Source organism: Marivirga tractuosa DSM 4126 (assembly GCF_000183425.1).
GTDB classification, from domain to species: Bacteria; Bacteroidota; Bacteroidia; order Cytophagales; family Cyclobacteriaceae; genus Marivirga; species Marivirga tractuosa.
This window is the reverse complement of sequence record NC_014759.1, coordinates 2,971,614-2,986,161: the sequence shown is the minus strand read 5'-3', so window position 1 is coordinate 2,986,161 and position 14,548 is coordinate 2,971,614. Positions and strand designations below refer to the sequence as shown.

The 14,548-nt window shown below is 37.8% G+C and carries 7 protein-coding genes; 6 read left to right on the top strand and 1 reads right to left on the bottom strand.

Annotation, left to right across the window (positions count from 1 at the left end; all coding sequences use genetic code 11):
* Positions 1-137 precede the first annotated feature (137 nt).
* The 3 genes from gltB to FTRAC_RS12615 all read left to right on the top strand — a co-directional run bounded on the left by gltB (position 138) and on the right by FTRAC_RS12615 (position 6,705).
* Positions 138-4,661, top strand: coding sequence for a glutamate synthase large subunit (gene gltB, locus FTRAC_RS12625; RefSeq protein ID WP_013454646.1), 4,524 nt, complete (start codon positions 138-140; stop codon positions 4,659-4,661).
* Between the two features lies 1 nt (position 4,662).
* The gene (locus tag FTRAC_RS12620) at positions 4,663-6,126 is read left to right on the top strand and encodes a glutamate synthase subunit beta (RefSeq protein WP_013454645.1); all 1,464 of its coding nucleotides are present in this window, start codon (positions 4,663-4,665) and stop codon (positions 6,124-6,126) included.
* Between the two features lie 174 nt (positions 6,127-6,300).
* On the top strand, positions 6,301-6,705 hold the full coding sequence (locus FTRAC_RS12615; protein ID WP_013454644.1) for a SpoIIAA family protein: 405 nt from the start codon (positions 6,301-6,303) through the stop codon (positions 6,703-6,705).
* Here FTRAC_RS12615 and FTRAC_RS12610 read toward each other — a convergent pair.
* Positions 6,698-7,171 carry a hypothetical protein gene (locus FTRAC_RS12610; protein WP_013454643.1) on the bottom strand — a complete coding sequence of 158 codons (474 nt, stop codon included), beginning with the start codon at positions 7,169-7,171 and terminating at the stop codon, positions 6,698-6,700. The genes FTRAC_RS12615 and FTRAC_RS12610 overlap by 8 nt on opposite strands.
* Before the next feature lie 366 nt (positions 7,172-7,537).
* Here FTRAC_RS12610 and FTRAC_RS12605 point away from each other — a divergent pair, with 366 nt between their 5' ends.
* From FTRAC_RS12605 to FTRAC_RS19340, 3 genes are all read left to right on the top strand, one after another.
* Positions 7,538-8,821, top strand: coding sequence for an acetyl-CoA hydrolase/transferase family protein (locus tag FTRAC_RS12605; protein ID WP_013454642.1), 1,284 nt, complete (start codon positions 7,538-7,540; stop codon positions 8,819-8,821).
* A 255-nt stretch (positions 8,822-9,076) separates the two neighbouring features.
* Positions 9,077-11,248 (top strand): bifunctional alpha,alpha-trehalose-phosphate synthase (UDP-forming)/trehalose-phosphatase, encoded by a 2,172-nt coding sequence (locus FTRAC_RS12600; RefSeq protein ID WP_013454641.1) that lies wholly within the window; start codon positions 9,077-9,079, stop codon positions 11,246-11,248.
* Between the two features lie 293 nt (positions 11,249-11,541).
* Positions 11,542-14,541 (top strand): endonuclease, encoded by a 3,000-nt coding sequence (locus tag FTRAC_RS19340; RefSeq protein WP_013454640.1) that lies wholly within the window; start codon positions 11,542-11,544, stop codon positions 14,539-14,541.
* The last annotated feature ends 7 nt before the right edge of the window (positions 14,542-14,548 follow it).

The window sequence follows — 14,548 nt, the reverse complement described above, 5'->3', positions numbered from 1 at the left end:
AAACTTAAATTTGCATATTAAAATTAGTTAGTGTAACTTAGACACTAAGTATCTACAGTAAATTCCAACAATTTTTACTTTTTTGGATTAGTATTTATCAGTAAATTATATTTTACAATTGACTGACTATCAAATTTATGCGCAACAATTCTCTTTACAATTCGGCTTTTGAACATGATGCCTGCGGAATAGGCACAATCGTTAATATTAATGGAAATAAAGAATTTCAACTGATTCAGGATGCACTGGACATGTTGGAAAACATGGAACATAGAGGGGGAACTGGAGCCGATAAGCAAACTGGTGACGGTGCTGGGATTATGTTACAAATTGACGAACACTATATAGAGTGGACTTCAAAAGATGCCGGCATCGCTATAGAGAAAAATAAAGCTGTTGGAACAGGAATTTTCTTCTTTCCTAAAGTGAATCAGGTGGCAGATGAATGTAAATCTGTTATTAATCAACATGCCGAAGAATTAGGTTTAAAAATAGTAGGATACAGAACCATACCAGTCAATGAAAAAGTACCTGGCTCAGGTGCAAAGCCAGTTGAACCATTAATTGAACAGGTGTTCATTCAGCCCGAAAATGATTTGACAAGAGATGAGCTAGAGCGCAAACTATTCGTCCTGAGAAATTACAGTACGCACTATATTGGACATCACGTCCAAGGAAATAACAAAGCATTTTATGTATGCAGTCTGTCCACCAATACCGTAATCTATAAAGGTCAGTTACGAACTAATCAATTACGTGAATACTTTGATGATTTAAGAGATGAACGTTTTAAATCCGCCTTTGCCATTATCCACTCTCGATTTTCCACTAACACTTTCCCAAATTGGAAGTTGGCACAGCCCTTCAGGTTTATAGCGCATAATGGTGAAATCAATACCATCCGAGGTAATGTGACAAAAATGAAATCAAAAGAAGCCAATTTCGATTCTAAGGTTTTCTCGGGTAGTGAGTTGGAAAAATTGTTACCCGTTACCAACCCGGAACATTCCGATTCTGCCAATTTAGATGGAATAGTAGAAATGTTAGTGTTGGACGGTCGTCCTTTGGAGCATGTATTAATGATGTTAGTGCCAGAAGCTTGGCAGGACAATAGCATGATGGACAAAGACCGAAAAGCTTTTTATAAATACCATGCTTCCATTATGGAACCTTGGGATGGACCAGCTGCTCTCATTTTTACAGATGGTAAAAAAGTAGGGGCTACATTAGATAGAAATGGTCTACGTCCTTCCAGATTCTGCATTACCAAAAGCGGTCGATTGATCGTATCATCCGAAGCGGGTGCCCTACCCGTTGCTTCAGATGATGTGATCCAAAAAGGAAGATTACAGCCAGGAAAAATGCTAATGGCAGATATCGAACAGCAAAAAGTATTGTTCGATGAAGAAATTAAGCAAGGCGTAACAGCTAATAAATCCTATCAAGATTGGATTGTGGCTCACAGAGTCAAATTGAGAAATTTACCTGCACCTGAAATTAAGACAGAGAAAATCTCAGGAGATATTCTATTAAGAAAGCAAAAAGCTTATGGCTATACATCAGAAGAATTGAAAGTGATTTTGGCCGACATGGCACTTCGTGCCACAGAGCCAATCGGCTCCATGGGGGCAGATACTCCTTTAGCAATCTTAAGTAAGCAAAGTCAGCATATAGCCAATTATTTCAAACAGCTTTTTGCCCAAGTAAGTAATCCGCCAATTGATCCTATTCGTGAGCGAATGGTCATGTCCTTGTTTACAAGAGTTGGGGAAAGTTTAAATATTTTGGAAGAAACTCCAGCACACGCTAAACAAGTGCATATTTCTCAACCTGTTTTGCTCCAGTCCGATATTGCTAAGTTTATGTATCTGAAAGACATAGGCTTCGATTATGAAATTATCGATTGTGTTTTCAAGGCAGATGGAGCTCCCGGAAGATTGGAAGAGGGGTTAAATGCGATTTGTGCTAAGGCAGAAGATGCGGCCAATAATGGAAAAGTGGTTTTAATTCTTTCCGATAAAAATATAGATGACGATCACGCACCAATTCCTTCATTATTATCTACTGGTGCGGTGCATCAGCATTTAGTTAAAAAGAATTTAAGAACTAAAACCGGTTTGGTAATTGAAGCTGGAGATGTTAGGGAAACCCATCATTTTGCTACTATTATTGGGTATGGAGCTAGTGCCATCAATCCATATTTGGCTATTAAATCCATAGAAGATTTACATGATAAAAATTTATTGGGTGAAGAAATTACAAAAGAAGAAGCAGTTGCTAATTACCAAACAGCTATTGGCTATGGATTGCTAAAAATCTTATCCAAGATGGGCATCAGTACTTTGCAATCTTATCAAAGTGCTCAAATTTTTGAAGCTTTAGGATTGCACTCTACTGTAATTGAAAAATGCTTTACCGGAACCATTTCCAGAATTGAAGGAATAGATTTTGACGGATTAGCAAGAGAAGTGTTGGTAAGACATTTACAAGCTTTTCCAAAAAATGAGCAAGTCAAAAAAGGCTTGGAAGTGGGCGGTGTTTACCAATGGAAATTAAGAGGAGAAAAGCATCTTTTCAACCCCGAAACTATTCATTTGCTGCAGCATTCAACTAAGACAGCCAATTTCTCTTTGTATAAAAAATATGCCTCCAAAATCAACGATCAGGTAAAAGATACGCTGACGTTGAGAGGGCTTTTCGATTTCAAAAAGCGAGTACCCATTTCATTATCTGAAGTAGAGCCCGCTGAAAATATCATGAAAAGATTTGCCACTGGAGCAATGTCATTTGGCTCAATTTCTCATGAGGCTCATTCTACTTTAGCAATTGCCATGAATAGAATTGGTGCTAAAAGTAATAGTGGAGAAGGAGGAGAAGATGAAGTACGGTTTGAAGTAAAACCCAATGGCGATTGGGAACGCTCTGCGATCAAGCAAGTGGCTTCCGGTAGATTTGGAGTAACCAGTTATTATTTGACCAATGCAGATGAATTGCAAATTAAAATGGCGCAAGGTGCTAAACCGGGTGAAGGTGGTCAATTGCCAGGTCATAAAGTAGATGAATGGATCGGTAGGGTAAGACATTCCACTCCGGGCGTAGGATTAATTTCACCCCCTCCTCATCACGACATCTATTCCATTGAGGATTTGGCACAATTGATTTTCGATCTAAAAAATGCTAATCGTGCAGCTAGAATTAATGTAAAATTGGTTTCCCAAGCTGGAGTAGGTACTGTTGCGGCTGGTGTTTCTAAAGCCAATGCAGATGTAGTTTTAATTTCCGGAGCAGATGGCGGAACTGGGGCGTCTCCTTTAAGTTCTATTCGCCACGCAGGTTTACCATGGGAATTAGGCTTGGCAGAAGCGCATCAAACTTTAGTAAAAAATAATTTACGAAGTCGAATTACAGTGCAAACTGACGGTCAAATGAGGACTGGAAGAGATTTAGCCATTGCAACACTTTTAGGAGCTGAAGAATGGGGAATTTCCACTGCGGCTTTAGTGGTGGAAGGCTGTATCATGATGAGAAAATGTCATACGAATACTTGTCCTGTAGGAGTTGCCACACAAAATCCTGAGTTAAGAAAGTTATTCACTGGTGAACCTGAGCATGTAGTGAACTTCTTCCGCTTCTTAACAGAAGATTTAAGGGAAATCATGGCACAACTCGGATTCAAAACAATAGATGAAATGGTGGGGCATTCAGAAGTGCTAAAAGTTAGAAATGATGTTCCGTTCTGGAAATTGAAAGATTTAGATTTAAGCCCAATCCTCTATCAAGAAAATATTCCTGAGCAAGTAGGAGTCTTCAAACAAATTGAACAAGAGCATGAATTGGAAGAAGTGTTAGACTGGAAGTTATTGGAAGTTGCTAAAGAGTCAATGGAGAATAAAAAACCGGTAAGAGAAACTTTCCCAATTCGGAACATTAATCGAGCAGTAGGAGCTATTTTATCCAATGAAATTAGTAAGAAATACAAAGCAGATGGTCTTCCTGAAGATACCATCCGATACAAATTTGACGGCTCGGCAGGGCAAAGTTTCGGTGCATTTTTAGCACAAGGAGTCACATTTGAAATAGAAGGGGAATCGAATGACTATTATGGAAAGGGACTTTCGGGAGGTAAACTAATCATATATCCACCTAAAAATTCGGCTTTTGATGCATCCGAGAATATTATTATTGGAAATGTAGCTTTTTATGGTGCCACGTCTGGATATGCTTACATAAATGGCATGGCGGGAGAAAGATTTGCCGTGAGAAATTCAGGAGTTAGAGCTGTAGTAGAAGGAGTCGGAGATCATGCCTGTGAATATATGACAGGCGGAAGAGTAGTGGTATTAGGAGAAACCGGCAAAAACTTTGCAGCAGGTATGAGTGGCGGAATAGCCTACGTATTAGACGAAAAGAAAGTATTTGAAGGTAATTGCAACAAAGCAATGGTAAGTCTGGAAAGTCCTTCCGAGGAAGATACAGAAGAATTAAAATCATTAATCAGCTACCATGCGCAATCCACGGGAAGCCAAAAAGCAAAAAGGATACTGGAAAATTTTGGGGAGTATTTACCGCAATTTATCAAAGTAATTCCTTACGACTTCAAACGCATATTGGAAGCCAAAAAAGCTGAAGAAAAGAATAAGAACGAAAAAATTGTAGCATAGAATGGGACAACAAGACGGATTTTTAAAATTTGATAGGGAGTTGCCCGATAGCAGATCTCCCAAAAAGAGAGTAGAAGATTTCAAAGAGATTTATCAGCCATTTCCTGAAGTGAAAACCAAAAAACAAGCTGCTAGATGTATGGATTGTGGAATTCCATTCTGCCATTCTGGTTGCCCGCTTGGCAATATCATTCCTGAATTTAATGATGCAGTTTATCGAGAAAACTGGGAAGAAGCCGCTGAAATTCTTTATTCTACCAATAACTTCCCTGAATTTACAGGGAGAATTTGCCCTGCTCCATGCGAAGCAAGTTGCGTATTAGGTATCAACAAGCCGGCAGTTGCCATTGAGCATATCGAAAAGACCATAGCTGAAAAAGCGTATGAATTAGGTTATATCAAAGCTGATCCACCACAGGAAAGAACTGGCAAAAAAGTAGCCGTCATTGGTTCTGGCCCAGCAGGTTTAGCCGCTGCTGATCAACTGAATAAAGCGGGGCATTGGGTTACGGTTTTTGAAAGAGAAACCAGAATAGGTGGTTTATTGCGATATGGCATTCCTGATTTTAAGCTTGAAAAACAATATGTCGAGCGCAGAATCAATATCATGGATGAAGAAGGTGTTCGCTTTAAAGTGAATGCAGAAGTGGGTAAAAACATTAATCCGGATATGCTCAAAGATGATTTTGATTCCATTGTGATTTGTACTGGCTCTACCGTGCCTAGAGATTTACCTATTCCAGGACGGGATTTAACTGGAATTGAGTTTGCAATGGATTTCTTAACCATGCAGAATAAAGAAGTTGCAGGTGATGAAGTAAAAGATAAAATATCAGCTCATGGAAAAAATGTAGTGGTAATTGGCGGTGGAGATACAGGCTCTGATTGTATAGGGACATCCCACCGACAACATGCAAGCTCAGTCTTACAATTGGAATTAATGCCAAAACCACCTCAAAACAGAGGTGAATCTGATCCTTGGCCACTTTGGCCCATGACTCTACGTACCTCCTCATCTCATGAAGAAGGTGGAGAGAGAAAATGGGGAGTATTGACCAAGGAATTTAAAGGGAATGAAAAAGGACAATTAACTCATATTACTTTAGTGGATATTGAGTGGGTAAATCAGGGAGGAAGACAAAATATGCAGGAGATTCAAGGTACTGAAAGAGATGTTCCTTGCGAACTGGCTCTCTTAGCCATTGGTTTTACCCAACCTGAAAACCACTTATTGGAAAGCTTAGGAGTGCATACAACGCAAGCTGGAACCGTAGAGGCCAATCATTACAAAACCAATGTGGATAATATATTCACAGCTGGTGATGCTAGAAGAGGTCAGTCTTTAGTGGTTTGGGCCATTTCAGAAGGTAGAGAAGCGGCTAGAGAGGTAGATCAATATTTGATGGGAAAAACTGAATTGCCTGCAAAAGATGATTCTTTCTTTAATGTGGCGAGCTCTATTTAATCCTCCACTGGAGATATTCAGAGAGTTGTATTTAGAAATTGGTTTTAGCTCCGTGAAGTGCTAGCTATAGATAAAATGAAATTGGTTTTTGATTTGAAAAAATTTAATTCGAATTCTTAAATCTAAACTTTAATGACTTTACGTAGTTAAAATCAAAATAGTAAAAAATCTAAAATGAAGTCCTACGCCACAGTTGATTCTTCTACGAAACCCATTATCACCGTAACTTTTACAGGTGAAAAAAGTACTGATGAAAATTTTCAGCAATATTTAGACGAATTGCAAAGCTGTTATGACGATAGGCAACAAATAGCAATAACGTTTGATGCCAACAAGGCTGTTATTCCAAAATTATCCCATCAAAGAAAACAAGCCCTTTGGCTCAGCCAACATTGGAAATTAATGGAAAATTATTGTCTAGGAACAGCATATGTAATACCAAGCGCTGCTATTAGGGCGGTTTTAAAAATGATTTTTTCATTTCAGAACCAACCCGTTCCTTATAAAATATTCTCAAATTCAGAAGAAGCAGAGTCTTGGATTGAAGAGTTAATCAGCAAAGCCAAAGTAGCTAATTAGTGTAATCAATAATCTCAGTCTTTAGAAAATCGGCTATTTCTTTTAATTTACTTTCCACCTTGCCTTTATTTTTGTGATCGGATAAAAATATGGTTTGTCCATTTTCAAACTTCAAAAAAGCTTTATAAACAACATTTCTACTAGTTGAGCTCTGGTTCGCTCTGCCATAAAACTTCTGACTGACTTTAACTCTCTTAATAAAAATCTTTTCAACTTTTCTTAAAGGTTCCCACTTACCATTTTTTATGAAAAAGAAAGAATTATATTCTCGAAATTTATCATTCTTTATTTCAATTCCTGATAAAGCAGTAACAATTACCCCTCCAAGCAAAATGAAGATAATACTTGCCCAAATATTGATAACTATGAGGGCTAGCCCTGCAAATAAGAGTACATAGCCCAAAATTTGAAATTGAATAGGAAAGAGTAATCCGTTCTTTAGATTGAAAAAAGGTTGTTTGTTCATGTTAACTGAAGTTTGATTCTAATTTAGTAAAAAAGAATGAGTACTTTAGATATAGCTTTTTCTGTGCAAATGTCAGACTTTGAAAAAGTCGGACATCAATAACTAAGCTAACTGCTCTATTGCGAACAAATGTCCCTACATTAAAATGTCTGACATTTCTGGGAAGCAGTTGTTAAATCCCTTTGCGAGGTCTTTGCCCCCCTGTCTGACGACAGGGAGGTTTGTGCCTTTGGTGAATCACCTCAAGCCTTAGGCTTGTTTATGCACGAATACAAAACCCTGACATTTATCATTCTTTTCATTGGTATTACTCAATAATACTTATCTTATGGATAGTAAATTTGCAATCGCAAAACAACAAGAAATATGGATAATTCATTAAAAATAGTAACAGCCGAAGAGGCTGTTTCACACGTAAAATCAGGCGACAGAGTATTTATTCAAGGAGCCGCTATGACTCCAGTAACATTAATAGATGCTTTGGCCAATAGATATCAATCATTAGAAAATGTGGAAGTAATGCACCTCCACACGGAAGGAAGAGCAGCTTATACGGAAGAGCCCTATTATAAATCTTTTAGAATCAATAGTGCTTTTGTGGGCGGAAATGTTAGAAAAGCAATTCAAGCTGGAAGAGGTGATTATATTCCAATTTTCTTAAGTGAAGTGCATTGGCTGTTCAGAAGAAATATCTTGCCTTTGGATGTAGCCTTTATTCAAATTTCTACTCCTGACCGACATGGATATTGCTCTTTAGGAGTTTCGGTAGATGTGACGATTCCTGCTATCCAAACCGCAAAACTTGTAATTGCACAGGTTAACCCTAATGTGCCAAGAACTCATGGAGATGGCATCATACACGTTAGTCAAATTGATTATGCCATTGAAGCAAACGAACCTATTCATGCCCATGATATTGTGTTAGCATCTGAAATTGAACAGCAAATCGGAGCACATGTTGCCGGGTTAGTAGATGATGGAGCTACCCTGCAAATGGGAATTGGCGCCATTCCAAATGCAGCATTACAAAATTTAGGAAACCATAAAAACTTGGGTATTCATACTGAAATGTTCTCTGATGGCATCTTACCATTAGTAGAAAGTGGGGTGATTAACGGTAGCAAAAAAGAAGTCAAAACAGGCAAATTGGTAACTTGTTTTGCAGTTGGATCTCAAAAACTTTACGACTTTATGGATGATAATCCTTTAGTCCACATGAAAGAAGCGGCCTACACTAATGATACGGCAATCATCAGAAGGAACCCGAAAGTAACCGCCATTAACTCTGCCATAGAAATCGACTTAACAGGTCAGGTTTGTGCCGATACAATTGGAAAGATGCAATTTTCAGGAGTAGGTGGACAAATGGATTTCATCAGAGGTGCATCTTTGTCTGAAGGAGGAAAAGCAATTTTAGCCATGCCGGCTGCAACTAAAAAGGGAGTGAGTAAAATCGTTCCATTTTTACAGGAAGGTGCTGGCGTAACCACCACAAGAGCTCACGTGCATTATGTGGTGACTGAATACGGAGTAGTTGACCTGTATGGCAAAAACCTGAAACAAAGAGCCAAAGCCCTAATTTCAATTGCACATCCAGATGCGAGGGAAGAATTAGAAAAAGCTGCCTTTGACAGATTTAAAACAATCTAATTAGTTCGAATCGACTTTCATGAGCCATTTTTATTAGGCACTCCTCAATGAGGCGTGCCTTTTTCACTTTACAGCAACAGAGTTTTTCACAACCCTACGTTCGAAATAGAATTTATTTAAGCCTGAATCATTGTGGCTGTTTTCGAACATGTTTACCGTTTTCTCTTTATGACTCAATATTTTACGCAAAACAATTCCCCTTCTTTTATGATTTAAAAGGCATATCTCTTAAATTGGTTGTAAACTATCTCACTTATGGCAAAAACAATAATTGTATCCAATCGATTACCAATCAGAATAGAGAAAGAAGATGGGCAAAAAGTCTACAAGACGAGCGAAGGAGGTTTAGCTACTGGATTAGGTTCGATATACAAAGAAGGCAATAACATTTGGATTGGATGGCCTGGCATTTCATTAGATCATGAAGAGGAGCAAGAAGTAGAGAAAGAATTGATAGATCGTAATATGCGACCGGTTTTTTTAACTGACGATGATGTTGAAGACTTTTACTTAGGCTTCAGCAATCAAACCCTATGGCCTGCCTTTCATTACTTCATTCATCACATGCGATTTGTTGATGAGGAATGGGAATCCTATTACAATGCTAATAGGAAATTTGCCGATGCTGTTTCTAAATGGTTAGAGCCCGATGATATTATATGGGTACATGACTATCAGTTAATGCTTGTTCCGGAAATGATTCGAAAACAATTTCCGAATGTAACAATAGGTTTCTTTCAGCATATTCCTTTCCCATCATATGAAGTTTTCAGAATGATTCCATGGAGAAAAAAGCTGCTGAATGGAGTACTAGGTGCAGACTACATTGGTTTTCATACTTATGATGATATGCGCCATTTTTTAAGTAGCTGTCACCGCTTGGCAGGTTATAGTTACGAACGCAATCAGATTCTAGTTAAAAATAGACTAGTAGAGGCTGATTCTCTCCCAATGGGAATTGACTATGAAAAATACCTGCAGTCTGCTACCAGCCAATTGGCGAAAGCAAAAGAAATCAGCTATCGAGATTCTCTTGGGAGTCAGGAATTGATCCTCTCAATGGATCGACTAGATTATTCAAAAGGAATTCCGGGGCGTTTGCAAGCTTTTGACAAGTTCTTAGAAAAATATCCAGAGTATCAGGGCAGAGTTTCACTATTTTTAATTGTGGTTCCATCACGAGATCAGGTTGCCAGCTATAAAGCACTAAAAGAAAAGGTGGAGTTCTTAGTCGGACACGTGAACGGAAAATACGGAACTATTAATTACGTACCTGTTCATTTCTACTATAGAAGCTTCCCCTTAGATGATCTTTCAGCATTTTACAGAATGTGCAAAATCGCCATGATCACGCCAAAAAGAGATGGGATGAATCTGGTATGCAAGGAATATATTGCCAGTAGGGAGAATGAGGATGGAGTATTAATATTGAGTGAAATGGCAGGTGCTTCTAAAGAGTTATCTGATGCAATTTTGGTTAACCCAAATGATCAAAATGAAATGGTAGAAGCCATTAAAAGAGCCTTGGAAATGCCGCTGAATGAGCAAAAGCGCAGGATGAAAATCATGCAGAGAACAGTGAAGAAATATACCATTTTCCAATGGGTGGATCTTTTTATGAATAATTTAAAAGATCTCAAGGAGCGACAACAATCGATGGCTACCAAAAAGCTAAATGATAAGATTAAAAGTAATATTACCAAGGAGTTTAAAAAGGCAAAAAACCCTATAATTTTCCTTGATTATGATGGAACCTTAGTACCATTCCATGAAAACCCTGATGAATGTGCGCCAGATGCTGAATTATCTCAAATTTTACATCAATTGGCTGTAAAAGCTAAATTGGTAGTTATAAGTGGAAGAAAAGCGGCAACCTTAGAAGAATGGCTTGATGAATTCAATATTGACTTGATAGCCGAGCACGGTATCAAAACCAAAAGAGCGGGGGCTAAATGGCAAGTGAGTGGAGATTTACAAAATGATGGGTGGAAAAATGAGGCAAGAGATATTTTAGAATTCTACATTCAAAGAACACCAGGCTCATTTTTAGAAGAAAAAGAGCATACATTGGTTTGGCATTATAGAAAAGTAGAAAAGGGACTTGGTAGCTTGCGATCAAGTGAGCTCTCCAGTCACTTGAAACATTTCATGACCAATAAAGGCTTGGATGTAATTGAAGGAGATCATGTGGTTGAGGTGAAACCATCGATTATTAATAAAGGTAAAGCTGCTTTAGAAAGATTAAAAGATGAAACAGCTGACTTCATTATGGCTTTTGGAGATGACAGAACAGATGAAGACACATTTGAAGCACTACCAAAACAAGCTTTAACAGTGAAAGTGGGTAGCGGATTTTCTTATGCGAAATATGCAGTTGAAAATAATGAGGAGGTGAGAGCGCTTTTACAGTCTTTTGTACAAGAATAGAATTATCTATAGAGATAACATTTATACCTATTATAGAGCAACTAAGCGTAGTTAATGAAAATTATCTACGCTTTTTTGTTTATACAAATTGTACTTTATCGGTAAACTTACTTAAAATCAATCTTGAATAATTTTAATATTATCAAATCATTATTATTCCATAATTACTTCATTTCAAGAATTTTACTTGCTTTATTGCGAAATCAATTTTCAATAAATATAAATCAACCATGAGAGATTGAGGAACTTAAGGGGTTGATGTAATTGCATTAAACCAATTTAACTAAACTAATATGCTATTTCAATTTAAAACCCGAGATTTCATCAGAAGTCTAATGCTTTTTCTTTTGATGGGTTTACTTTTTCATCATTCACAAGCTCAAATACCTTCAGGATATTACGATTCCGCAAATGGTAAAACAGGAGATCAACTGAAAGCCGCTCTAAATGATATTATTAGCGGACACACTACATATCCCTATAGCAGTTCAGGCATAGATGTGTGGGACATTTTAAAAGAAGCTGATAAAGACCCGAACAATTCAGCCAATGTAATTGGAATTTATTCGGGTTTTTCAATGGATGCTTCTGCAGAATACAATAATGGTGACGGCTGGAATAGAGAGCACGTATGGGCTAAATCAAGAGGGGATTTTGGTACCAGTGAAGGCCCAGGAACGGATTGCCATCATTTGGCAGTAGCTGATATTTCTACAAATGGTGCTAGAGGCAATATGAATTTTGACTATGGAGATACTTTTTATACCGATACCCAAGGCTTTTACTCTGGCAGTACTTTATCAAAAACAAGCAGTACAGCAGATGTTTGGGAACCACGTGATGAAGTTAAAGGTGATGTAGCACGAATGATGTTCTATATGGCAACTCGCTATGAAGGAGAAAATGGTGATGTCGATTTAGAACTGACCGAAACTTTATTGGGAAGTACTGATAAGTCTCCATATCACGGAAAGCTATCTGTATTATTAGAATGGCATCAACAAGACCCAGTAAGTGCAGCTGAAATTCAAAGAAATAATGTTATCTACAGCTATCAGAATAATAGAAATCCTTTCATAGATCACCCTGAATATGTATGTGAAATTTATAGCTGCTCAACTTCTGGTGGAAATATTGCGCCCTATTTTACTTCTAGTCCAGTAACAACATTATCTGCTGAGAGTACCTATTCGTATTCAATCACAACTACTGATCCTGATGGAGATGATGTTAGCATCTCTGCTTCTACTTTACCAAATTGGATGAGCTTTACGGATAATGGCAGCGGTTCTGCAACTATCACGGGTAGTACTCAAACAGCAGGAGATTATTCTGTTACCCTAAATGTTTCTGATGGATCAGCAAGCAATTCTCAAAACTATACGGTAAATGTAATAAGTTCAGGTGGAGGAAGTGGATCAACCAGTGAGCTTATTTTCTCTGAATACATTGAAGGCTCTTCTTACAATAAAGGTTTAGAAATTGCCAATTTTACTGGTTCACTGGTTGATTTATCAGCTTATTCCATCATGAAGCAAACCAATGGTTCTGGCTCATGGACAGGAGAATTAACCTTAAATGGATCAATCGCACACGAAGATGTTTTTGTTGTAGTGAATTCAAATGCTGCATCTGCTATGCAAGCTGAGGCTGATTTAATTTCAAGTAGCGCAGCATTGTCATTTAATGGAAATGATCCAATTGGATTATTCAAAAACGGACAACTAATTGATGTTATAGGTAATTTCAATAGCAGTTCAAGTTTTGGTCAGAATACCACTTTAGTAAGAAAGGAAACCATATCAGAACCTAATGCAACTTATTCTACTTCAGAATGGGATGGATATTCTTCCGATACCTTTAGCTTTTTAGGAAGTCATTCGATTGCCGGTTCAGGCGGAGGAGACACGGAAGCGCCTTCAGTTCCTGCTAATTTACAAGTAAGCAATGTTACAGAAACCTCTTTTGATATCAGCTGGAATGCTTCTACAGATAATGTAGGCGTGGATCAATACGTAATCTATTTGGACGGCAGTTTATATGCTAATTCTAGTTCCACAACAGCAACAGTAAATGGCTTGTCGGCTTCAACGAACTACTTAGTAAGTCTTTCTGCACAAGATGCCGGTGGAAATGAATCTAACCAAAGCTCAAATGTAGGGGTAACCACTTCTGCTCCAGCACCAAGCTTGGATTGCCAAAATACCATAAATTCATTTCCCTATAACCAAGGGTTTGAAAGTGGAAGTGATTGGTTTCAATCCACTAGCGATGATTTTGATTGGACGATCAATTCAGGAGGAACAGCTTCTTCCAACACAGGTCCAGCCAGCGCCTTTGACGGTAATTACTATTTCTATATTGAGGCTTCCAGTCCAAATTACTCCTATAAAACAGCCACTATTGAAAGTCCTTGTTTTGATTTAGGTAGTGAAAATCAAGCTTCATTTAATTTTAATTACCATATGTATGGAGCTAGCAATATGGGTTTTTTATCTTTGGAAATTACCACAGATGGAGTTAATTGGAATACTTTGTGGACAAAATCAGGTAATCAAGCCACTGCTTGGCTAGCTGAGAATATAGATTTATCAGCCTATTTGGGAGAAACCATAAAACTAAGATTTGTAGGTCAAACAGCTGATACATGGCAAGGAGATATAGCCATTGATAATTTAGAAGTATCCACTTCTCAGCCAGTTGTTGAAAGCACACTTGATTTATCGCTGACTTTCGATAACTATCCTGAAGAAACCACCTGGGAAATTGTAGAGGGTTCAACTGTAATAGCAGAAGGAGGTCCTTATGGAAATTATGCAGACGGAAGTACTGCTAATGTTTCCATCACCGTTCCAGAAGGCTGTTATGATTTCATTATTTATGATAGTTATGGCGATGGAATTTGCTGTTCTTACGGAAGTGGTTCTTATACTTTAAGCAACGGAAATAATGTAATTGTTTCGGGAGGAAGTTTCGGCAGTGGCGAAAGCACAAGCTTTTGTGTAGGCAATAATTTTAGAAGCTTGACTAATACAGAAAGACTTTCCTCAGAAATTGAGTCAGCTGGGTTTAATGTTCATCCAAATCCTGCTGTTTCTGAACTGGAAATTTTTACAGGAAAAATGGAGGCTACCGCTTATCAAATCATTTCACTTTCTGGAAAAATAGAGCAAAGTGGAAATTTGAATGCAAAATCTAGTACTATTGATGTGACAAATTTAGAATCGGGTCTTTATGTTTTAAAAGTTCTAGATTCAGAAAATGTGGTTGTAAGAAAAATAATGGTCAAATAAAACCAAA

Bases quoted from the DNA above. Each gene is read 5' to 3' on its own strand.
- FTRAC_RS12610 (WP_013454643.1), bottom strand. From the start codon at position 7,171: ATGAACAAACAACCTTTTTTCAATCTAAAGAACGGATTACTCTTTCCT.
- FTRAC_RS12620 (WP_013454645.1), top strand. From the start codon at position 4,663: ATGGGACAACAAGACGGATTTTTAAAATTTGATAGGGAGTTGCCCGAT.
- FTRAC_RS12605 (WP_013454642.1), top strand. From the start codon at position 7,538: ATGGATAATTCATTAAAAATAGTAACAGCCGAAGAGGCTGTTTCACAC.
- FTRAC_RS19340 (WP_013454640.1), top strand. From the start codon at position 11,542: ATGCTATTTCAATTTAAAACCCGAGATTTCATCAGAAGTCTAATGCTT.
- gltB (WP_013454646.1), top strand. From the start codon at position 138: ATGCGCAACAATTCTCTTTACAATTCGGCTTTTGAACATGATGCCTGC.
- FTRAC_RS12615 (WP_013454644.1), top strand. From the start codon at position 6,301: ATGAAGTCCTACGCCACAGTTGATTCTTCTACGAAACCCATTATCACC.
- FTRAC_RS12600 (WP_013454641.1), top strand. From the start codon at position 9,077: ATGGCAAAAACAATAATTGTATCCAATCGATTACCAATCAGAATAGAG.